Genomic DNA, 23319 nt, shown 5'->3' with positions numbered 1-23319 from the left:
AAACTCCTTAAAATGAATAAACTATACCCAATTTAATTCCTCCGGAAATAGAATTTAAATTCACAGCATCGCCAGTAGCAAAGTTGATAATTTTTTTATCAAGTTCCTCGTTGTACAATTCATTAAATGAATCGTATCTCAAGTCGATACCAACGGATACGTAAAAATTTCTATCGATTTTTGTAACGCCTTCGGTTTTAATTATGATACCGTACCCGCTTGAATTATATCTGGTTTCTGTAATAATTTTTTCTGTAAATTCTATGAATCTTACTCCTCCCCCTAAACCAAATTTAAATTTATAACCCTCTCCTTCAATTTTATAAAAACCCAGCAAGGAAGGGCGATGTATCATGTACGATAGCTCGTTTGCACCACCAAGCAGTGTGACGGTATATGAATCGATTAACAAACTGTATTCAATCCCGGGTTGAAAATCTTTCAAGCCAGCGTAATCCAATTCAATTGAAAAGTTAGCAGCGGAAGAAAATGTGGATAATTTTTTCCCGTAAGGGCCATAAACTGCATTGACGTAGTCTCTGTAATCCGGAGCCGATTTAAAATCCACTCCCATCGAAATGCCTAAATCCCATTGTGCATTGAGAGTAATTGCAGAAACTATCATAAAAATTAAAAACAGATTATACTTATTCATGATTGCTTTTGAAAACTGATACAAAATTTTCTTTAGGTTCCCCTCTTTGCTTTCTTAATTGATTTATCAAGAATAATATTAAAGCCGTTCCGCCTATAAACACAACGTACTGTATAAAGTGGGTAAGAATAGCATAAGCAGCACTTATTTCAAAATCGAAATTATACAATTGTGTTAGAACGAAAATGGAAACCATGTGGTAAGAGCCAGTGCCACCAGGCGTGGGTACCAAGGTACCGAAAGCGCTTATTGCCATAAACACCCAGGCCATTTTAAAATCGACAATACTGTAGGATTCCATTCCCAGCATATAGAAACCAACCAGAGTATTGAGAGCATAGAGATAAAACATCAATACAGTAAAACCGATTATTTTTATAATGTTTTTTTTACCTTTGATTGTAGCAAAACCTTCAATAAGCGTCTGGAAGCCTTCGTCGATTTTATGCTTAAATTCAGGGCTCATCCTGTCGAGAAATTTGAATAATTTGTCGGAAAAACTAGACTGGAATTTAACAAGTGCATAGAGCAGTAATACTGCAACAACAATAAAAACGAAACCGATACTGAGTGCCGGCCTTAGCCAAGGTATTTTTGTATACAAATCGCCGGAATAAAAATAGACACTCAATATTGAAGCAATGCCAAATGCGGCAATATCGATAACGCGTTCGACGACAATAGATCCAAGCATCGTACTACGCGATATTTTTTCCCACTTCCCGAGGAATAATCCTCTATAGAGTTCACCCAATCGCGGCAAAACGCAATTAACTCCGTACCCCACCATAACAGCACCAAAAATATTCAATGAAGAAGCATTATGTTTTATGGGTTGAATCATAATTTTCCATCTCAATGCCCGAACATAATGAGACAACACAAAAATCAAAATATAAATGGCAAGCCAGAAATAAGATGTATCCGCTATTAAACCAAATGCTTTCCGAAGATCGATTCCCCGAAATGCAAAATAGAGAAATGCAACCGTTAAAACGGCAGATATTACGTAACCGCTGTATTTGCTATTTTTTTTATCGAAGATCAATAATCCGTATCCCTTTTGGAGGCACAAATGTAAAGATTTCTTCTTTTATATTGACGTCGGTCTTTATATTATTAAACTCGATAATATGAGTCTCTCCATTGATGTCGGTTAGTTCGATTTTTTTAAAAAAATCATTCGAAGTTTCGATTGTAATTTTCTTGAAATCTTCTTCAATTTTTGGTATTAAAACGAGATAACTTTTGCCCGACTTATCTTTGAAGCTACTCACTTTACAATTCTGTGGCAAATCGAATAAATATTTTTCAATTGAAAAAGACGACGGCTCACTTTTTATGTCGCTGATAATTACTCTTTTGCCTTTAATATCGTAATTCCAGAGTGATCTGGCATCTGAAATAATTTTACGTGTGTCTGAATCGATAACAAATTTATTGTGTTTCTTGTAGTAAATTTTCCCGTTAATATTAGTGGTAGGTGAGCTAAATTGAAAGTTCGCAGTAAAACTATCAATTGAATCAAATTTTTCCTGTAATTTTTTTAACAAGGGGTCGGATTGAACGAATAACGAAACAAGTATGAGCAATAAAACGGAGCGCAGCATTAGAGTGACCTTAGAATAGTTTCAAGTTGTTCTTCACTTTCGACAATAACCTCACGGGCTTTACTTCCTTCAGATGGACCGACAATGCCAACTTGTTCCAGCTGGTCGATAATTCTGGCGGCGCGAGAGTAGCCTAATTTTAATCTTCTTTGCAGTAACGACACTGAACCCTGCTGATGTCGCACAACTACACGTGCCGCTTCTTCAAACATCGGATCGAGATCAGAAAGTGAGTCGTACATTTCAGATTTTTGTTTTTCCTGCAACGAGGGCAACAAGTATCTTTTCGAATAGCCCTTCTGCATATAGATATGATTAACTACTTTTTCGACTTCCTCTGTCGATATGAAAGCATTTTGAATTCTTATTGGTTTTGGCATACCCGTCGGCAAAAAGAGCATGTCGCCTCTTCCCAATAATTGTTCGGCACCGTTCATATCCAGAATTGTTCGTGAGTCGATTTTTGAAGCCACCTGATACGCAATACGTGAGCTGAAATTAGCTTTGATTACGCCGGTAATAACATTAACTGAAGGTCTTTGTGTCGCGAGGATGAGATGAATTCCCACCGCCCGTGCCAGCTGTGCCAGTCTCGCAATCGGCTCCTCAACTTCTTTCCCAGATGTTATCATAAGATCGGCTAACTCATCGATAATGACAATTATGTAGGGAAGTTTATGATGCTTCATTTCTTCGGTATCTTTAGGTTTGGTCCGGGGATTCAATACTTTTTTATTGTAGTCCATTATGTTGCGTACACCGGCTTTGGCAAGTTTGTCGTATCTTTTTTCCATTTCAAATTCAACCGCTTTCAAGGCGAGCAATGCATTGGAAGGATTCGTAATTATTTCTTCATTTAGATCCGGCGATACGGCAAGAAAATGTTTCGATAATTTTTTGTAGAATGAAAGTTCTATCTTCTTCGGATCAATAATTACAAATTTAATATCAGAAGGATGCTTTGAATAAAGAAGACTATTAATAATCATATTAATGCCGACGCTCTTTCCAGAACCAGTTGAACCTGCAATGAGGAGGTGAGGCATTGCTGCCAGGTCTGATATGAAGACGTCGCCAGAAATAGTTTTACCCAATGCCAATGGCAATTCTGCTTTAGAGTTGTTTAGTTTGCTGAGCACCGAATAAGCTCTTACTATCGAAGCTTCGGCATTCGGGATTTCAACACCGATAGCACTCTTTCCTGGAATTGGAGCAATTATTCGAATTCCTCTCGCAGCCAATGCAAGTGCAATATCGTGTTCGAGACTAACTATTCTGCTGATCTTAACTCCAGGAGCGGGAACAATTTCGTAAAGCGTAACCACAGGTCCGGGAGTTACAGTAATATCTTCAATTTGAATATCGAAAAGAGCCAGCTTATCTTTCAGAAGTTGAGCATTACGTTTAAGTTCGCTTTCGTGAACTTTTATCTCTTCTTCTTCCGGTTTCTTTAGCAATTCGAGTGTAGGAGGAATATAATTAATTTTTTCTTCCCACTGGTCAGGTAAATCGGCTTCATCACTAAAATCCGGAGCTTCTTCCGACTCAATCTCTTTAACTTCTTTTGATTTTTTCTTCTCGACCAATTCTGCTTTTTGATCAGATTCACTTTCGATAGGAAGATTTTCTTTATTTAAAATTTTAATACGGGTTTCAGTTACACCTTCATCATCTGCTTCAGGATGCTTTTCTTCAGGCTCTTTCTCTTTTTTTCGTAATAATTTTTTCAGAGGACTCTCTTTAGAATCGCTGGTATCCACTTCTTTATTTATTTTAACTTCCACATCGTTTTCTCGATTAGCCTTTGTATCTTCAAAATACGGGAGCAATTTATTATATAAAGTACTTAGTTTTATGTCGAATGAAATTATTAGCGTAGCAATCAAAAGCGTAAATAAAAATATGATGCTTCCGAGTCCTCCCATGAGTCTGCTCAAAACCATCCCGAGGAATTTTCCGATATTGCCCGATAGTTCGTAAACGTCGGGCAATAAACCAATTTCAGGTGCTGATTGTAACACTCCGAAAAATGTTGAAAGAATCAAACCGGTAGCGATAAGAAAATTTGTAATATAGATCGAAAGTTTAACTTCTACTCCACTCAGGATAGTATAGCCCCAGAGGAAAATTACGACTGGAAATATCAGCGAGAAATATCCGATAGTAGAATGGATAAAGAAATAAGCGAGATAGGCACCAATAATGCCCAGCCAGTTATGAGCATTGGCAATATTCTTGCTTAGCTCTGCGCTTGGGCTTAACAATTCATAAAGATCTTTGAAGGTATATGAAAAAGCAGCTTCGTCTGCTCTTGAGTATGACAGAATACTTAAAAATAAAAAAAGTGAAAATACGATCAGGGTTAGCCCCAGTAGCTTTTTCTTTTTTCTGGGAGTAATAATAAAATATTCTCTCTCGGCGTTATTGTTTTTTTTTGTTTTCTTTTTACTCATCTTTCAATTAGCTATCGGAGTTTTCATAGTCTTTTCATCGTTCCAGAAACATAGTATGGAATAATATCGGTAGAACCAATTTTTGCACATTCGAGAATATCGTCTTCAAATCCATTTTCTATTAATAGCCTGCCGTGTTCAGTGTTACAAAGGAAATTGAAAAGATTTTTGGTATTGCTATTACTTATAATCAAACTTGCACTTGCTGAATCCGAGAGTTCGAGATTTTCTGTTAGTTTTTTAAGTTCATTAATTAAGACGCCGGCGCAAACCGCATCTTCCAGATTAAACATCCCGTTAGTTCCGGCACAAACTATTTCGAAATCTTCATTAAGCTGGAGCATATGACGTGCGATTGCAGGCAAATTATTAAAAGAACATGCAAACAGGTTTTTACTGAATTTAGCTTTTACAATAGTTTTGCTTCCATTCGTAGTATAAAAAATAATTGACTTTCCAGCAACTACTTCGGGACGGTATTCAAGCGGCGAATTTCCCAGGTTAAAGCCTTCCACCATTTTGGTATTTCTTTCACCACAAAGAAGTGTTTGGCTTCTAAAAGCGTCACCCGAGATTTTCATTGCAAAATCGAGTGTACTTACTGGAATAATTTCTCGTGCTCCATTTGCCAGGGCAGTTGTAATTACAGTGGTTGCCCGCAGCACGTCGATGACCACAACTGTTTTACCGGTAAAATAGAGTTCATCTAAAAACAAGTTCGAAAAAAGTACATTAATTTTCATATCAGTTTTTGATAAATGGTAATTTAGTTACAATAGCTGGTACTTCTTTACCTCTTATAAGAAAATTAACTCTTGTACCTTCAGTAGCGTAGTTGATGTCAACATATCCGAGCGCAATAGCTTTTTCGATTATCGGGCTGACAGTACCACTTGTTACTTTACCGATAATATTTCCATTGGCTGTAATTTCATAACCGTGACGTGGAAATGCTTTTTCCTGGGAGACTATGGGCGTCAGTTTCCTTTTTAAACCGTTTTCTTTGATTTGAAGAAGTGCTTCTCTACCAATGAAATTATTCTTCTTTAATTTGACTACCCATCCAAGACTCGCTTCAAGTGGGTTTGTGGTTCTGTCAATATCATTGCCATAAAGACAATATCCCATTTCAAGACGCAGTGTATCTCTCGCACCCAATCCCACAGGTTTGATATTGAATTCACTGCCGGCTTCGAAAATTGAATCCCAAATTTTTAATGCTACTTCTTCGTCGCCTTTGAAATAGATTTCATATCCAAGTTCGCCTGTGTATCCAGTCCTCGATATTAGAGTATCAATTCCAGCAATCTTTGCATTGAAAAAGTGATAATATTCGAGATTCAGTTCGCGATCACAAATTTTCTGAAGCACCGTTTTTGAATTTGGTCCTTGTACAGCCATTAGCGAGTATTCATCGCTTTCATCTATAATTTCGACATCGTATTTATTATTTCTCAATAGCCAATCGTAATCTTTATCTTTATTTGCAGCATTAACCACAAACATGTATTCATTTTGATTAATACGATAAACCAGCAGATCGTCAACTATACCGCCATCTTCATAACACATTAACGAATACTGAACACGTCCGTTTGTAAGAACTGATGCGTCGTTAGTTGTAACAAATTGAACGAAATCAAGCGCATTATCGCCTTTAATTATAATCTCCCCCATATGAGAAACGTCAAAAACACCGACATTGCTTCTTACAGCTTTATGTTCTTCAATAATTGACGAATATTGAATAGGCATCTTAAAGCCGGCAAAATCGACAATTTTAGCGTTTAGTTTTTGATGAATCGAATAGAATTTTGTGGATTTCATGTTATTTATTCTCTAGCTTTTTCCAGTCATTTAAGAATTTTTCAAGACCAATATCTGTCAGAGGATGTTTAAATAATTTTTCGATTACATCGAAAGGCATCGTAGCCACGTCTGCACCCATCATAGCAGCTTCGACTACATGGAGTGGATGACGAATACTCGCAACCAGCACCTGTGTTTTGAAATTATAATTTCTGTAGATCTGAATTATCTGTTCAATTAAATCCATACCGACATGACTGATATCGTCGAGTCTTCCTACAAAAGGGCTTATGTACGTAGCGCCGGCTTTTGCAGCAAGAAGTGCTTGCGTGGGGGAAAAGCAAAGCGTCACATTTGTTTTAATTCCTTCTTCGGAAAGTGTTTTAACTGCTTTAATTCCTTCTTTGATAAGAGGAACTTTAACCACGATATTATGATGTATCTTTGCCAGTTGTCGAGCTTCTTTAAGAATTCCCTCATAGTCTGTAGAAACCACTTCGGCACTGATAGGACCATCTACAATCTGGACAATTTCATTTAGCAATTCGATAAAGTCCCTTCCTTCTTTAGCAACAAGCGATGGATTGGTTGTAACGCCGTCGAGCAAGCCGTAGGAAGCGGCCTCCTTTATATGATCGATATTAGCAGAGTCGATAAAAAACTTCATTGCATCCTCTCATTTTTTAATGAAAAATTTTACTGACGTAAAATTAAGCAAATTCTTCGGTTAAATCCTCACCCGTTTTTTTAGAATAAATTTTGAACATCTGAGGATTCATCTTTTCGTCTTCTTTGATCTTAAGCCTGATAAAATATTTTAGTTGAATTTTTGTCAAAGGCGAAATGAAGCCTTCCCGCATTTTTTCTGCTGTTATTGGGTGAACGTGAAGAACTAAAGATTTATTCTTTCCTTCGAGTCGATAACGTTGCAACCATTTTTCGATCTCATGAATAACGCTCGAAGTTTTAGTCAATAATCCTGTTCCATTACAATAAGGACACGGTTCGGTCATCGACTGAACAATATTTTCGCGCACGCGCTGGCGGGTAATTTGCACCAAACCAAATTCAGTCATTGGTAACAATGCTGTTTTAGCCCGGTCTTTGCGGAATTCTTTCTTAAGTTCGTCGTAAATTTTCTTTCTGTTTTTTTCATCTTCAAGGTCAATAAAATCGACGACAATCAGTCCTCCGATATCGCGCAGTCTAAGCTGACGTACAATTTCTCTGGCAGCTTCGAGGTCAGTTTTTAATGAATTGAGTTCCTGTTCTTTTTTAGCAGCATATCTGCCGCTGTTTACGTCGATAACTGTCATTGCTTCAGTATGCTCAATTACGATATGCCCTCCGCTGGGCAGCGGAATACGGCGTCCCATCAGCAGTTTTATCTGCTCGTCGATTTTGAATGTTGAAAATATTGGCTCCTCACCTTTGTAGTATTCTATTCTATCAACCAACGAGGGTTGTACAAACTGGACATAATTTCGAATTTCCTTCCATAGTTTTTTCGAATCGACAAACACTTTTGAAACGTCAGCGGTAAATAGATCGCGTATGACGCTTATTGTAGTACTCAAATCTTTATATAGTAGTGCTGGAGGTTTCTGTTTTTTTGCTTCTTCCTCGATATCTTTCCATATTTTTACAAGATATTTCAGGTCGGCCGAAAGTGCTTCTTCGTCCTGATCTTTTGCTGCGGTTCTTATGATCAGTCCGCAGTTGTCGGGAAGAATTTCACGTGCAATTCTACGGAGCCGTTTTCTTTCCTTGATATCTGTAATTTTTTTAGAGACGCCAATTTTATCGTCCATTGGCAAAAGGACGCAAAATCTACCTGGTATGGAAATCGACGATGTTACTCTTACGCCTTTATCTTTGACAGGTTCTTTCAATATCTGAACTAAAATTTCCTGACCTTTATGAAGGCGAACGAAAGTTTTTTCTTTCTTTTCAGGTTTTTGAATTTCTTCGCCGTTATCATTCTCGTCGGCATCCAATTCGTCGTCGTCTTCGAATATTCCTTGAAGAGCCTCTGTCCTTTCTCCTATATCCGAAAAATGAAGAAAGGCATCGTGTTTTAATCCGATATCAATAAAAGCCGCGCGAATTCCGGGTAAAACTCTGGCTACCTTACCGAGATAGATATTGCCAACCATTCTTTGTTTTTCAGGATGATCGACAAAAAAATCGACAAGGTTTCCGTCTTCTGTAATTGCCACCCTATTTTGAGTGGTCGAGCTACTGATAATAATTTCTTTTTTCATCTATAAAAACTCTGTTAGTTGTTACAATAAAGCTTCGAATTCATCTGTTTCGAGCCAGTACAAAACTTTTTTTCTGAATCGATGATCGATTTCACTATTAATAAAGCTATCTACGCCCGTTTTTTTAATGTGCTCTGCGTGCTGGTCTACCACCTCGTATAGTTCATCATAAATTAAAACGCTAAATACTTTTTTGAGAATTAATTCCAGCTCTGGATAAAATCTGAAGTACCAAAGGATTTGCCTCTTCCCTTTGTCAAGGGCATTTACTGGACCGTACTCATTTTCGAGTAATTTTAAATGTTCCTTCAAAACGCTGACAGCTGTTGTAATGTCCGGATGTCCAGGGTCAAATCCTTCTGAAGAGAGTTTGTTATATCTCTCAAAAATAAATGGATTTCCGAGAGCACCACGGGCTATCATTGCCGAATAACAACCGGTAATTTCCATCATTTTTTTTATGTCATTTGGACTGAACAAAGATCCATTTCCTATTACTTTCAAGTTTGTGGATTCTCTAATTTTTCGAATCCATCCCCAATCAACTTCCGAGTCGTATCTTTGTTTTTTCGTTCTTGCATGAACGGTAATATAAGAAGCACCGTTGTTTTCGACTGCCCTAACAATATCGAGGATATCGATATTCCTGTCGTCATAACCGAGTCGGATTTTAACCGAAACAGGTATGCCGTTCGAATTTTTAGTCATCGAATCGATTAGTTTACCGATTCTTTTTGGATCTTTCAAAAGTTGCGCACCCATATTGCACGAAGTGACTTTATCGACAGGACAACCACAGTTGAGGTCAATAATATCGGGTTTATAACGGACAATTTCTTTGACCGCCTCGCCAACAATTGAAGGATCGTTGCCCAGAATTTGAACACCAATTGGTTTTTCTGCCCTGTCAAATGCCAGATATCTCAGAGTATTGAAGTCGCCTTCGACAACACCCAGTGCACTGACCATCTGCGTAAATACAATTCCCGCGCCGTGTTTTCTGGCTATTCTTCTGAACGGTGAGTCGGTAATCTCTGCCATTGGAGCCAAAAAAAGTCGATTTCCCAGATCGAGATTACCGATTTCCATTTAATCACTCATATTTATTTAAAAAAACGACGCCGGTTTATCACCGGCGTAATATTACTTTTCGGAGGATCCCGAAGTGTCTGTAGTTTCCTCTTCATCTTTTTCTTTTAACAATGCTTTTCTCGAAAGAGAATATTTATTTCCTTCAATACTCAGCAGTTTTACTCTAACAATATCTCCTTCTTTTAGAACGTCACTTACTTTGTCGATCCTCTTATTGTCAATTTGAGATATATGCAATAATCCCTGTACACCAGGCAATATTTCGACGAAAGCACCAAAGTCGGCAAGTCGAACTACTTTTCCGTTATAATTCTTACCAACTTCTGGGTCTGCCGTGAGCCATTTTATATATTCACGCGCTTCTTTAGCCAGTTTTGAATCATTTCCCGAAATATTGACAGTTCCATCTTCTTCGATGGCAATTTCCACATTATAGTCCTTTTGTATTTTCTGAATAACTTTTCCTCCGGGTCCAATAACCGAGCCGATTTTGTCGGTCGGTATCTTTGTCGTCAAAAGTGTAGGTGCATACGGGGAAATGGTACTACGGGGTTCTGCAATAACTTCGTTCATCTTCTCCAGGATATAGATTCTTCCTTCCTTTGCCTGAGCAAGAGCTTTTTCCATTATTTCATACGAAATACCCTGAATTTTAATATCCATCTGGAATGCTGTGATGCCGTCTTTTGTTCCAGCCACTTTGAAGTCCATATCACCCAGATGATCCTCGTTGCCTAAAATATCTGAAAGAATTGCATACCTGTCACCTTCTTTAATCAATCCCATAGCAATGCCGGCTACTGCTTTTTTAATCGGCACACCTCCGTCCATCAAAGCTAATGAACCGGCACAAACCGTAGCCATTGAAGACGATCCGTTCGATTCCAGTATGTCGGAATTAAGTCTAATCATATATGGAAATTGGTCTTCCGGTGGAATTAGATTTTTCAGAGCTCTTTCTGCAAGATTACCATGACCAATTTCACGTCTGCCAACTCCAGAATACTTGCCAACTTCACCTACGCTGAAGGGAGGGAAATTATAGTGTAGTATAAAACGCTTTCTGAATTCTGTCATTAGTCCATCAATTATTTGCTCGTCTTGTTTGGTACCGAGCGTTAATGTCGTTAGACTTTGTGTTTCGCCGCGTGTAAAAAGTGCCGAACCGTGTGGACGTGGCAGCAGCCCAACTTCAATCGAAATTGGACGAATTTCAGTAGTTTTCCTGCCATCGAGGCGTAATCCTTCCTGAAGGATCCTCTGACGCATCAATTCTTTTTCCATATCGTGCAGGATTGTTTTAATTGCTTTCTCCTGCTCGGGGAATTTTTCGCTGAGTTGTTTAATAACTTCTTCTGCAAGTTCTTTATTCTTTTGCGAGCGCTCTTCTTTCGTAAGAACAGACGCCACAATTGTTTTCATATTATCGTATGCCAGACGATTGACTTCGTCTACAAGATTTTGATCCAGTTCAACTTCAGGCACTTCCATTTTGGGTTTGCCACAGAGTTCACGTAGCTCATTTTGAACTGCCACAATCTTTTTGATTTCCTGATGAGCGAATTTCAATGCATTGAGCATATCTTCTTCGCTTACTTCTTTTGCTTCGCCTTCAACCATCATAATCGACGATTCTGTTCCAGCTACCACGAGTTCGATATCGCTCTCTTCTATCTCCTGAAGGGATGGATTGATTACGAACTGACCATTAATCCTGCCGACTCTAACCTCTCCAATAGGCTCAAGGAAAGGGATATCTGAAATGACTAATGCAGCCGAGGCACCACAGGCAGCAATTACATCGGGGTCGTTTTCATTGTCGAATGAATAAACAAAAGCAGCCACCTGCGTATCGTTATAATAATTTTTCGGGAAAAGAGGTCTTATCGGACGATCAATTAATCGTGCGCTGAGAATTTCTTTGTCGCTTGGGCGGCCTTCGCGTTTAATGAAGCCTCCGGGAATTTTACCTGCAGCGAACGATTTTTCGCGATATTCAACACTCAGTGGGAAAAAATCGACATCGTCACGCAAGTCCCCCGCCACAGCCGTAACCAATACCATTGTATCGCCATAACTTACCATTACTGCGCCGTTTGACTGCTTGGCTAATTTTCCCGTTTCAAATTTTAATTTATGTTTACCTATTTGAACTTCTTTAGTAAAAACCATTTTTGTTTTCCTACTTTCTAATGTTTAACTCTTTAATTATTGCGCGATATCTTTCAATATCTTTTTTCATCAAATAATCGAGCAATCTTCTTCTTTTACCTACAATTTGCATTAGACCTCTGCGTGAAGCGTGATCCTTTTTATGTTGGTCGAAGTGGGCTGTAAGATTATTGATTCTTTCTGTTAAGATAGCGATCTGAACTTCAGTTCTGCCACTGTCTTTTTCGTTCATACCATATTTCTTAATTAGCTCCTGCTTCCTTTCGTTTGAAATTGACATTTTGTTACTCCTTTTAATTTGTTTTACAATGTAATTCCAGTCGCAACCAGAATTAATTAGTTATTTTCAATAAAATAAATAAATTATAAGGTTTAATTTATCGATTTATCCTCAAATTTGCTTAATATTTGGAGCGCTGTTTTTTTGTCGTCTTCTATTTGTTTGATCAACATATCCACACTGTCGAATTTGATTTCTTTTCTTATTCTTTTAATCACTTCCACTTTGAGTCTTTCTCCATAGATATTTTTTTCGTATTTACTGAAATCTTTGTTTATCAAATGAACTTCAATTGTAATTTCTGGTTTCTCATTGAAAGTCGGTCTTAAACCGATATTCATAATTCCCATCAAAGAATTACCATTTAGAAAAGCGTTGACCGCATAAACTCCATTGGCAGGAAGCGCTTTATAGTTATTGTCGAGCTTAATGTTTGCAGTAGGGAACCCCAATCTTCTTCCTCTTTGGGCGCCTTTAACGACGATTCCTTCAAACGAGTAATTTCTTCCGAGGAATAAATTAGCCTTATCAATATTTCCTTCGGCAAGGGCATTTCTTATTTTAGTGCTGCTTACAACTTCGCCATTACATTTTTCGGCTTCAACGGCAGTTACTTCAAAGCCGTATTGCTTGCCGAGCTGTCTCAATTTTTCGGCATCACCCATTCGATCCCTGCCAAATTTGTGGTCGTGTCCAATCACAATATGCGATAGATTCAACTGATTTACAAGAATTTGATATATAAATTCTTCTGACGTCATTTCTGAAAATTCACGGCTGAATTTCTGGATTACAAGGTTATCGAGTTTTGTTTTATTCAAAATATCAATTTTCTCATTCAATGTTGTAAGCAATTTAATTTCGTAATCTTTTGAAATAACAAGACGCGGATGTGGTTCAAATGTAAAAAGGACCGATTCACAACTGCACTGTTCCGATATATCGAACAATCGGGACAATATTTTATAGTGCCCCAGATGGAGGCCGTCGAAACTACCTACGGTAACTACGGTTTTTCTATCCTTTTCAAACGAGAATGATTCTTTATATATGTTCATTATCTGCTAAATTCGTTACGAAATTTTCAAATTCTTCGATCCCGAAAGCGTCCTCGACCGAATAAGGACCGATTGTTGTTCTTCTCAAAGATTTAAGATAAGCTCCGCATCCAATTTTCTGTCCAAACTCGTGTGCAATTACGCGAATATATGTACCGGGTGTAACTTCAATTTCGAAATGGATATCGGGCATATCGATTTTTTTGATATCAAACCGGAAAACTTCTATTTCTCTTTCTTTACGTTCTACTTCAATGCCTTTACGCGCATATTTGTATAAAGCACGTCCGTTTTTTTTTACTGCCGAGTACATCGGAGGCAGTTGAAAAGATTTTCCAATAAAGTCTTTGGCAGTTTTATAAATAATCGTCTCGTCAATATCGGAAATCTCTTTGACTGAGTCGAATTCTGTTTCGAGGTCGTACGACGGAGTTGTTTTGCCGAGTGATATAATTCCTGTATAAACTTTATTTAAATTCGAAAACTCGGGAATTTTTTTCGTAAATCTGCCGGTACAAATAATCAGCAAGCCTGTCGCCAGAGGGTCGAGAGTACCGGCGTGTCCGACTTTTTTAATATTTACTGCTTTACGAACTCGATGAACTATATCGAAAGAAGTTTTGCGAATCGGTTTATCGATAAGAAGAGCCTCCCCGTTCAGAAAATCTGGAATATAATCATTAAACATTTTCCTTGTTATCACTTTCATGAATCTTCTTTAATATCGTCTCAATTTTTTCAACATAATCGAGTGTATCGTCGATAAAGAACTCGAGTTCGGGCACAAATCGAACTCTGATTCTACCTGCCAGTTGCGTACGAATCCAGCTTTTCAATTCATTCACTTTAGTAAGAACTTCCTCTCGTTTCTCTTTTTCGTATACTGACAAATAGACTTTCGACAATTTGAGATCGGGACTCAATTTTACACTTGTAATGGTTATCAAGCTGAGACTCGGATCCTGAATCTTATGTAAAAAGATAAGACTCAGTTCCTCCTTGATCATACTGGCTACTTTATCGATCCTGAATGAACTCATCTCAATTCAACGTTTTCTTTGTTTCGACAATTTTATATACTTCAATTACATCGCCTACTTTTATATCGTTGAAGTTTGCAATATTGAGACCGCACTCGAATCCTTTTTCAACTTCTCTAACATCATCTTTGAAACGCTTGAGGGATTCGAGTTGGCCTTCATAAATAACTATACCGTCCCTGTAAAGCCTTACCTTTCCGTTTCGGGTAATTTTACCATCCGTCACATAACAACCGGCAACCGTACCGACTTTAGGCACTTTGAATATCTGACGCACTTCTGCGGTACCGACCAATTCCTCAGAAACAACCGGTGAAAGAAGTCCTTCGAGTGCTGATTTAACAGCATTGATTGCATCGTAGATGATATTATAGAGTCTGATATCGACTTTTTCGGATTCAGCTAATTTTCGTGCATTATTATTCGGACGCACATGGAAACCAATTATAATAGCACCCGATGCTGCTGCCAATAAGACATCTCCTTCCGAGATTGCTCCAACACCCTTGTGAATAACCCTTACAGAGACTTCATTATTCGACAGTTTCATAAGGGCATCCGAAAGGGCTTCCACAGAACCATCGACGTCGCCTTTGACGATTATTGGTAACTCTTTTAAGCCGCCAGAAGATATCTGATTTGCAATTTCTTCAAGCGTAATATGTCGTACCTGTCTGTGTTCTTGTTCGCGTTTAATTTGCATTCTTTTAATGCTAATTTCGCGCGCTTCTCTTTCCGATTCAACCACGACGAAAGTATCACCCGCTTGCGGCGTCGATTCGAAACCGAGGACAAGCACGGGCGTTGAAGGGAGAGCTTCTTTAACTTTGTTCCCTCTTTCGTCGAACATTGCACGAACTCTTCCATAAGCCGTTCCTGCTATGAAGGGGTCGCCTATTTTAAGTGTACCTTTTTGAACAAGGATTGTTGCAGTGATTCCTCTTCCTTTATCGAGCTGCGATTCGATTACTGCACCGCGTGCTGGTTTGTCAGGATTAGCTTTTAAATCGAGCATTTCAGCTTCGAGCAATATTTTTTCGAGTAATAAGTCGACGTTTTTTCCTGTTTTAGCTGAAATTTCCACGCATTGATATTTACCGCCCCAATCTTCTACCAGAATGTTTCGTTCTGCCAGCTGCTGTTTAATTTTTTCAGCATTGGCATTTGGTTTATCAATTTTATTTATCGCCACGACTATCGAAACATTAGCCGCCAGAGCATGATTAATTGCTTCAACTGTTTGGGGCATCACAGCATCGTCGGCTGCCACAACTAAAACTACGATATCGGTAACCTGAGCTCCTCTAGCGCGCATGGCAGTAAATGCTTCGTGACCGGGAGTATCGAGAAATGTAATTTCTTTTCCGTCTTCGAGGACCACTTTGTAAGCACCGATGTGTTGCGTAATACCGCCAGCTTCGCCTGCTACCACATTAGTTCTTCTGATGAAATCGAGCAGCGATGTCTTACCATGATCAACGTGACCCATTATAGTAACAACTGGAGGACGCGGCTTCAAGAAATCTTCTGGTTCGTCTTCTTCTTCGACCAACTCGCTCAAATATTCTTCTTCGAGTTCCACTTCGAATCCGAAATCGGAAGCAATCAATTCGATTGTCTCGATATCAAGTCGCTGATTAATCGAAACCATCAGCCCAAGGCTGATACACTTTTGTATTACTTCGTTAACAGAAACACCCATTAAATTCGCAAGTTCGCCAACGGCGATATATTCAACAACTTTAAGTTTCTTCTTTTCCTGTTGTTTTTGCTCTATGATTTTTTCAAGTTGTTCTTGTTTTTCTTTCTTTTTCTTTTTTCTGAGCGAGGCGCGTTCAGAAATGGACGAATCGTCCATACTCATCAGTGTACGCTTAATTGCTTCTTCAACTTCTTTTTTGTCTACCTGGAATTTTTTAAGCTTTCTTTTTTTCTTGGAAACTGCTTCTTCAACTTTGTCTTCTTTTCCTTTACCCTTAGCTTTTAATTTTTTCTTCTTCTTCTTTTTAACAGGTTCTTCTGATTTTTCTTCCTCTAACTTTGGCTTTTTATCTTCGAGAACCACCTGAGGTTCTATCGGTTTTTCGGCTTCTGATTTTTCCTCTTTTTTCTTTTTCTGTTCCTTTTCAAGTTCAATCTTACCAACTATCTTCAAGCCTTTATTTCTGTTTTCTAGTTCTCTTTCTGCCGGAGTTTTAAATTTATCGCCTTCAGCCGGGGTTTCTTCTTCAGTTATAGTTTCAACTGGTTCAGATAGTGCCACTTCTTCTGCAATAGCGGATTCTTTAGCCTGAGGTTCCGGAATTTCTTCAATATGAACTGTTTCATGAATATCTTCTTTTGTAGGCTCTTCGACTGCTTTTGGTTTTTCTTTTATGGCTGCCTCAGTTTTCTCTTCAGCCTTAGGCTCTTCGCCACCGCCTCGTTTTTTCTGGAATTCCGATATCTTTTTATAATGTTGTTCTGCTTTTTCGATATCTTTTTTGAAATGGTCGCGTATGTCGCTTTCCATTTCATCGCTTAGAATCGACATATGGTTTTTTACATCGTATCCCTTCTTCTGAAGAAATTCAATGATCTGGTCTGTGGGCAAATTATATTCAGAAGCGAACTTGTAGATCCTTAATTTTTTATTTTTTACTTCCGGCATTTGAGTACCTAAATTTTTTATTCTTCTTCTTCAAATTGATTTTCGAGAATTTGGATTATCTCTTTTGCTTTTTCCTCGCCGATACCTTCAATATTTTTTAGTTTATCGACGCCAGCTTTAAGAACTTCGACTGCAGTTTCAAAGCGATTACTGATAAGAATATCGACAATGTCGCTGCCGAGTTCTTCTCTGAGTTCTGGGAGTTCAATATCTTCTTCGTATTCGTCGAGTTGTTTTTCCTGACGGAGAACTTCAATATCGTAGCCCGTTAGTTTCATCGCGAGGCGAATATTAACACCGTTTCTACCGACAATTAAAGAGATCTGGTCGGCATCAGCTGTTACAGTACATTTTTTATTTTCCTCATCAATTTCAATCTGACGTAATTTAGCTGGGGCAAGACATCTTTGAATAAATACCACGGGGTCGTCAGAATAGTTTATTACGTCGATATTTTCATTATTCAATTCGCGCACGATGGCATGAATGCGAACTCCCTTCATACCCACGCAAGCGCCCACGGCGTCGATGCGGGAATCCTGCGATTCGACGGCAACTTTAGCTCTTTCGCCGGGTTCTCTTGCAATACCTTTAATTTCGATAACACCGTCGTAAATTTCAGGTATCTCTATTTCAAATAAACGTCGCAGGAACATATTATCAGCTCGAGATATGATAATGACCGGGCCGTTTTGATTCTTTTTGACCTCTTTAACAACGGCGCGAATTGTTTCGCCTTTTTTATATTTCTCTCGCGGAATTTGTTCACTCCTCGGAAGTATCAACTCGTTCTTGTTATGATTAACAAGCACGTCATTTCTTCTAACCTGATAAATATCCCCCACAACAATTTCACCGATCATTTCTTTGTATTCATTATAAACAATATCTTTTTCAATTTCTCTGATCTTTTGATTGAGATTCTGACGAGCAAGATTGATAAGTCGCCTTCCGAACTGGGACAATTCTATTTTTTCGACGTAGTCGTCGCCTATTTCGAGTTGCTCCTCGTTACCTCGCTCATTAACTTCGTCTATACTGATTTCAGTAGAAGGGTTTTCAACTTTTTCGACGATTGTACGCTCCAGAAAAATTTCAATATCGCCTTTGTCCATATTGACCACGACATCGTATCTGGCATCATTACCGAATTTCTTTTTAACGAGAAGACCGAATATTTCTTCCATTATGCCTGCGAGAACATCTTTATCGAGACTTTTTTCCCGCACCATTTGGGCAAACGATTCGACTATTTCTGGGTTCATTTAATATTCCTCCAAATCAAAAGCTAATTAATACTTTTGCTTTATTTATATCTTTAAAATTTATTACGTATTCATCAGTTTCTTTTGCGGATTTCGACTTAACTTCAAAAGTCAATTTGTCGTCGTCAATCCGAATTAACTTACCATTAATCTTAAGTTTTTCGTCTCCTGCTTGAAAATGCACTTCAAAATTTCTGTTGATATGCTTATAAAACTGTTCAAGAAATTTAAGGGGACGCTCAATTCCCGGAGAAGAAACATCTAAACGATAATTCGAATCAATCAATTTCTCTTCTTCGATCTTGTCTTTAATAGCTCTACTTAGTTCAGCGCAAATGGAAGCAGTTACAGGCTCCTTTCCGTCGATAAAGATTTCAATTATCCTTTGTTTCTTATCTCCTCGCAATATTAATTCTATTAGGAAAAAACCTTTTTGAGAGACAATATTATCAATTTTCTGTTTTAATATATCTTTTTCCATAACACACAAATAAAAATCGCCCACTAAGGGGCGAATGAGAGTACGCAAATCTATGAATATTTAATGCAATAAGCAAATTCTGAATTAGTAACTGAAATTTAACAGAATCTCGTCGCAGAGTAGATAACCTTTTTTCGTAAGACGGATTAATCCGTTTTCAATATTCAGCAAGCCGTTTGATTTAAGGTTATCAAGAATTGGCTGATTATCATCAAGCCATTTCTTACCGAAACGATTTTTTAATGCTGCAATGTCAATACCGTCACTTCTGAGCGCCAGCATTACAAATTCTTCGAGCATCATACTCGGAGTTAAAACTTCGCTGCCTGCAACGGCGTGTCCCTTTTCGTTGACGGCTCGGTTATAAAATTCGAGACTTGCATAATTCCACCATCTTTTATTTTTTATGAACGAATGCGAAGAGGTTCCGAAACCAAGATAATCGTCATAATGCCAGTAAGCCTTATTATGACTCGATTCGTAACCTGGCTTAGCAAAGTTGGATACTTCGTATTGGAGAAAACCTTTCGAATTGAGAAAATCAATTGTGGTTTCGTACAGTTCGGCGTCGTAATCCTCATCTTGAAGTATTATTTTTCCATCGAGCACCATTTTATTTAAGATAGTTCCTTTTTCCAGAATAAGACTATAAGCAGAAATATGATTGATCGGTAGTTCAATGGCCTGCTTCAGATTTTTCAGCCATTTTTCTTTTGTCTGTCCAGGAAGATTAAAAATCAAATCGATACTAATATTTTCAAAGCCTGCTTTTGAGGCTGCCAACACACAGTCTCTTGCAGTTTCGGAATCGTGAATACGGGTTAAAAACTTCAGATCGTCTTCATCGAACGATTGGATACCAATACTCAAACGATTAATACCGATATCAAGAAATTTACCGAGTTTTTCATAATCGACTGTACCGGGGTTTGTTTCAAGCGTAATTTCCACATTGTTCAAAATCTGGAAAGAATTTTTGATTTGGTCGAGTATTGCAGAAATATATTCGGGGGAGACGAATGAAGGCGTTCCCCCGCCGAAATAGATCGAATTAACTTCGTATTCGTTAGAATACAAATTTGCGTAATGCAGAACTTCTTTTTTTAAGCATTTTAAATAAGTCTCTTTGTTTTTATAATTCGTAATTGAATAAAAATCGCAATAAATACATTTATGGTCGCAAAAAGGGATATGAATGTAAATTGCTAATTTATCCACAATAAATTATCTCTTAAAATCCGATTACCAGTCCCAGTGTTGCCGTGTTAGTTTTAGCAAGTTTATAATCGGCAACAATGTCAAAAATAATCAGGCTCAGATTAAAGCCAACCGTCATTGCACTCGAATTTTCGCCTTCAAGTTCGAACGAAACTTTTGTAGGAGGCACGGGAACACTATTGACAGTTTGATTCGATTGATAGTCGTAATTTACCGTCGTTTTAGAAGATTCGAGCGTCAAGCCTGCAAAAGGTGTAATCGAAACTAACATTCCGAATTTTTTACTGGCAAAAACTCCAAACTGTGTTGCTTTAGTTTCAAATATGTCGCCTACTTTCAATTGCTGATAAAAAGCAGCAACGGATAAATCCAGTGGCAAAGGATTGTTGAAAAATACATTTAGATTGTGAACTGCACCCAATCCCCAGAATGTAAATTTACCTAGATCCTTAATATCAACAGCAGGCAAATATCTTACGGATAAATTAGTACCGAGTATGGTTCCAACATTCAATTGAACAGCTGCAGTTGGAAACGCCGGTAATTCATCGAGGAATCCTTTTACTTCTTCGAGGACAATTTCATACGGCTTGAGATTATAATGACCGTTGTAAAAATTGCCACCTTCAAATTTAACTTTCAGGAATTCGTCCTTACTTCCGACAATTGTTGGACCTGAGAATTTAACATTGAACTTTCTACCCATAATTTCCTGCTTCAAATTTTCATAATCGGGATTAGATGGTCCAATCCCAGAATTGGCAAGAATTTGTTCTGTTTGTTCATCATTAAAATAAAAATCACCAGTTGCAGAGAATCGTTTTACATCGTCAGAAAACAAAGAGCCCATTCCCACCACTTTTAAATTAAGACTAAAACCAAGAATTTTAGCTTCGGGAATATCTGATATCCATCCAGAATTTAAATTAGAACCGAATGCCGATATTACAGGCGCCACATAAGCTTCGCCAACAGTCGACGATAAATTCGAAAGAGTTTCTGAGAGAGACTGCGCTTTAATCTGGACCGACAACAAAATTAACGACCATACAAATACGAAAAATTTTTTATTGAGACGCATTGATTTTCTCCTCTTAATTGATAATTCAATTTAACCAAAACTTGTTTTTTACTGCTGTGAGTCAAATCAACTTTTAATTTTCATCAGCTCCCTAGCTCCGTCAAGCGCAGCTTCGGTAATTTCTTCACCACTGATTAATTTGGCTACTTCTCTAAGTTTTTCATCGTCGTTCAGTATTCTAATTGTACTGATAATTCTACCATTTGATTTTTTCTTTTCGACAGCGTAGTGATAATCAGCCAGACCTGCAATCTGGGGCAGGTGAGTTATGGCAATTATCTGGTGTGAAGAGGCAAGTTCTTTCAGAGCAAAGCCTACTTTTTGAGCAACCGAACCACTGATGCCCGTATCGATTTCATCAAATATTAGAATTGGAAGTCGTTCAGATTTAGCAAGTATCGATTTAAGAGCAAGCATGATCCTAGAAATTTCACCTCCCGATGCAACTTTCGTTAAGGGTTTGGGGTCCTCACCCAAATTGGTTGAAATATAAAATTCGATTTTATCGATGCCTCTTTCGTTATAGCCAGTTCTTTCTTGGTCAATTAATAAGTAGTTATCATTATTTTCAAGCCTTTCTTTTTCGATCCTTACCTGGAAATTGCTGTTCGGAATGCCCAAATTTTTGAGAGTTTGTTCGATTTCCTTTTTAATCTTTGGAATAACTTTTTTACGAGCTTCCGATAAAGTAATTGCCAACAAGCCGCATTCTTTTCTGAGGGATTCAATTTTTTTCAGAAGCTCTTCTTTCCAGGTAGAAAAATTTTCTGTAGTCTCAATTTCAGCTGCAATTTTGTCTCTGTATTCTAAAACTGAATGAATAGAACCGCCGTACTTTTTTTTCAATAACTTAAAAGCGCTCAGGCGCTGCCGTATATTTTCAAGCCGTTCAGGATCTATATCAATTTTATCTTTGTAGCTTCTAAAGAAGTTCGAAACTTCTGCAATAATAATGGAAGCTGACTCAATTTCGTTTAGTTTATCGCTTACGGAAGAATCAATTTTTGTCAATTCAGCAATTCGGTTTTTAATGTAATTGATACGGTCGTGAACCGAATTTTCCTCTTCATAGAGGAGATGATAAATTTCTTCGGAAAGCTCAATTAATTGTTCACTGTTTTCGAGTAGATTCAATTCTTTTTCCAGAGTTTCCTCTTCACCCGGTTGAGGATCTACTTCATTTATCTCCTTTAACTGGAAACTATAGAGTTCATATTTTTCTTTTAGTGCATCTTCTTTCGAAACGAGCTCTTCATATTTAGCAATTTCATTCTTGAGTAGAGTTAAATTTTGTTTGTATTTATTTAGCATGGATTCATTGTTAGCAAACTCGTCGATCAACTCAATGTGAGTTGAAATTCTGAGAAGTGACTGGTGCTCGTGTTGTCCGTGTAAATCGACAAGGTAATTTCCGATATCTTTAATTAGAGATAGCGATACCGGTGAATCATTTAAGAAACATCTATTCGTACCCTTTACAGAAATTTCTCTTCGAACAATCAGATCGTCATAAATTTCGATGTCATTTTCAGAGAGCAGGTTGATTACTTTTTGATGCCCTTTGACATCGAATATTCCTTCCACAATTGATTTAATTGCACCTTTTCGGACGACTTCCGAAGAGGCTCTGTCACCTAAGAGCAGACCCATTGCATCAATAAGAATCGATTTGCCGGCACCTGTTTCACCCGTGATGATATTTAAACCGCCGTGAAATTCAATTTCAATCTCTTCAATAAGTGCATAATCTTTTATGTAAAGGCTCTTTAACATAACTTGTTCTATTGTTTAACAAAACTTCAACCCAAAATTATTACAATAAATAAAAGTATCAAGGTTTTTAAAGAAATAAAGGACTAAAATGATTATTTTTTTCCGATGAAGTTGACAACGATTTGGCAGTTCCTTATATTAGAAGCCCAAAATTTGAAGCGATACTAAGATTACATCGCGGGGTGGAGCAATTGGTAGCTCGTCGGGCTCATAACCCGAAGGTTGCAGGTTCAAGTCCTGTCCCCGCTACAAACAAAAATAAGCCTCGGTAAATACTGAGGCTTTTTCTTTTTTAATTTTTTTTGTACGAAGGTTGCAGGTTCAATCCGTTGGCTAACGGACTGTCCCCGCTACAAACAAAAATAAGCCTCGGTAAATACTGAGGCTTTTTCTTTTTTAATTTTTTTTGTACGAAGGT

Annotated in this window: 20 protein-coding genes and 1 tRNA gene; 1 reads left to right on the top strand and 20 read right to left on the bottom strand. The window is 37.9% G+C overall.

Annotated elements, in window-relative coordinates:
- Positions 1-7: 7 nt before the first annotated feature.
- The 20 genes from ACSSV9_RS06540 to recN all read right to left on the bottom strand — a co-directional run bounded on the left by ACSSV9_RS06540 (position 8) and on the right by recN (position 22901).
- Positions 8-655 carry a hypothetical protein gene (locus ACSSV9_RS06540; protein WP_437346444.1) on the bottom strand — a complete coding sequence of 216 codons (648 nt, stop codon included), beginning with the start codon at positions 653-655 and terminating at the stop codon, positions 8-10.
- Positions 648-1703: a lysylphosphatidylglycerol synthase transmembrane domain-containing protein gene (locus ACSSV9_RS06535; protein WP_437346443.1), complete on the bottom strand. Its 1056-nt coding sequence runs from the start codon at positions 1701-1703 to the stop codon at positions 648-650. The genes ACSSV9_RS06540 and ACSSV9_RS06535 overlap by 8 nt, the downstream gene beginning before the upstream one ends.
- Complete coding sequence (locus ACSSV9_RS06530) at positions 1690-2265, bottom strand: LolA family protein (protein WP_437346442.1); 576 nt, start codon at positions 2263-2265, stop codon at positions 1690-1692. The genes ACSSV9_RS06535 and ACSSV9_RS06530 overlap by 14 nt, the downstream gene beginning before the upstream one ends.
- Positions 2265-4718 (bottom strand): FtsK/SpoIIIE family DNA translocase, encoded by a 2454-nt coding sequence (locus ACSSV9_RS06525; RefSeq protein ID WP_437346441.1) that lies wholly within the window; start codon positions 4716-4718, stop codon positions 2265-2267. The genes ACSSV9_RS06530 and ACSSV9_RS06525 overlap by 1 nt, the downstream gene beginning before the upstream one ends.
- A 23-nt stretch (positions 4719-4741) precedes the next feature.
- Entirely contained in the window at positions 4742-5461 is a 720-nt protein-coding gene (locus ACSSV9_RS06520) for a 2-phosphosulfolactate phosphatase (RefSeq protein ID WP_437346440.1), read from the bottom strand.
- A 1-nt stretch (position 5462) separates the two neighbouring features.
- Entirely contained in the window at positions 5463-6545 is a 1083-nt protein-coding gene (gcvT, locus tag ACSSV9_RS06515) for a glycine cleavage system aminomethyltransferase GcvT (protein WP_437346439.1), read from the bottom strand.
- Between the two features lies 1 nt (position 6546).
- Complete coding sequence (gene fsa, locus ACSSV9_RS06510; RefSeq protein ID WP_437346438.1) at positions 6547-7194, bottom strand: fructose-6-phosphate aldolase; 648 nt, start codon at positions 7192-7194, stop codon at positions 6547-6549.
- Positions 7195-7237: 43 nt separating this feature from the next.
- Complete coding sequence (locus tag ACSSV9_RS06505; protein WP_437346437.1) at positions 7238-8791, bottom strand: Rne/Rng family ribonuclease; 1554 nt, start codon at positions 8789-8791, stop codon at positions 7238-7240.
- Positions 8792-8812: 21 nt separating this feature from the next.
- A complete protein-coding gene (locus ACSSV9_RS06500; RefSeq protein WP_437346436.1) occupies positions 8813-9880 on the bottom strand; it encodes a tRNA dihydrouridine synthase in 1068 nt (355 codons plus the stop codon).
- Between the two features lie 54 nt (positions 9881-9934).
- Positions 9935-12055, bottom strand: coding sequence for a polyribonucleotide nucleotidyltransferase (gene pnp / locus ACSSV9_RS06495; RefSeq protein WP_437346435.1), 2121 nt, complete (start codon positions 12053-12055; stop codon positions 9935-9937).
- Between the two features lie 10 nt (positions 12056-12065).
- Complete coding sequence (rpsO, locus tag ACSSV9_RS06490; RefSeq protein ID WP_437346434.1) at positions 12066-12335, bottom strand: 30S ribosomal protein S15; 270 nt, start codon at positions 12333-12335, stop codon at positions 12066-12068.
- Between the two features lie 92 nt (positions 12336-12427).
- A complete protein-coding gene (locus tag ACSSV9_RS06485; RefSeq protein ID WP_437346433.1) occupies positions 12428-13393 on the bottom strand; it encodes a bifunctional riboflavin kinase/FAD synthetase in 966 nt (321 codons plus the stop codon).
- Positions 13380-14102: a tRNA pseudouridine(55) synthase TruB gene (truB, locus tag ACSSV9_RS06480; protein WP_437346432.1), complete on the bottom strand. Its 723-nt coding sequence runs from the start codon at positions 14100-14102 to the stop codon at positions 13380-13382. The genes ACSSV9_RS06485 and truB overlap by 14 nt, the downstream gene beginning before the upstream one ends.
- Complete coding sequence (gene rbfA / locus ACSSV9_RS06475; protein ID WP_437346431.1) at positions 14074-14433, bottom strand: 30S ribosome-binding factor RbfA; 360 nt, start codon at positions 14431-14433, stop codon at positions 14074-14076. Before rbfA ends, truB begins: the two co-directional genes overlap by 29 nt.
- A 1-nt stretch (position 14434) precedes the next feature.
- Positions 14435-17083: a translation initiation factor IF-2 gene (infB, locus tag ACSSV9_RS06470; RefSeq protein ID WP_437346430.1), complete on the bottom strand. Its 2649-nt coding sequence runs from the start codon at positions 17081-17083 to the stop codon at positions 14435-14437.
- A 17-nt stretch (positions 17084-17100) separates the two neighbouring features.
- On the bottom strand, positions 17101-18348 hold the full coding sequence (gene nusA, locus ACSSV9_RS06465) for a transcription termination factor NusA (protein WP_437346429.1): 1248 nt from the start codon (positions 18346-18348) through the stop codon (positions 17101-17103).
- A gap of 16 nt (positions 18349-18364) precedes the next feature.
- Positions 18365-18829, bottom strand: a complete 465-nt coding sequence (gene rimP, locus ACSSV9_RS06460; protein ID WP_437346428.1) for a ribosome maturation factor RimP — start codon at positions 18827-18829, stop codon at positions 18365-18367.
- Between the two features lie 84 nt (positions 18830-18913).
- On the bottom strand, positions 18914-20047 hold the full coding sequence (hemW, locus tag ACSSV9_RS06455) for a radical SAM family heme chaperone HemW (RefSeq protein ID WP_437346427.1): 1134 nt from the start codon (positions 20045-20047) through the stop codon (positions 18914-18916).
- Positions 20048-20060: 13 nt separating this feature from the next.
- A complete protein-coding gene (locus ACSSV9_RS06450; RefSeq protein ID WP_437346426.1) occupies positions 20061-21128 on the bottom strand; it encodes a DUF6588 family protein in 1068 nt (355 codons plus the stop codon).
- A gap of 66 nt (positions 21129-21194) precedes the next feature.
- On the bottom strand, positions 21195-22901 hold the full coding sequence (gene recN / locus ACSSV9_RS06445) for a DNA repair protein RecN (protein WP_437346425.1): 1707 nt from the start codon (positions 22899-22901) through the stop codon (positions 21195-21197).
- A gap of 176 nt (positions 22902-23077) precedes the next feature.
- Between recN and ACSSV9_RS06440 the strand changes: the two genes are divergently transcribed.
- Positions 23078-23150 (top strand) — tRNA-Met (locus ACSSV9_RS06440).
- The last annotated feature ends 169 nt before the right edge of the window (positions 23151-23319 follow it).

This window comes from Melioribacter sulfuriphilus, from assembly GCF_051488685.1.
In the GTDB taxonomy this organism is placed as follows: Bacteria; Bacteroidota; Ignavibacteria; order Ignavibacteriales; family Melioribacteraceae; genus Melioribacter.
Note: the sequence above shows the minus strand (reverse complement) of the source record. Positions and strands in the feature narration are given on the sequence as shown.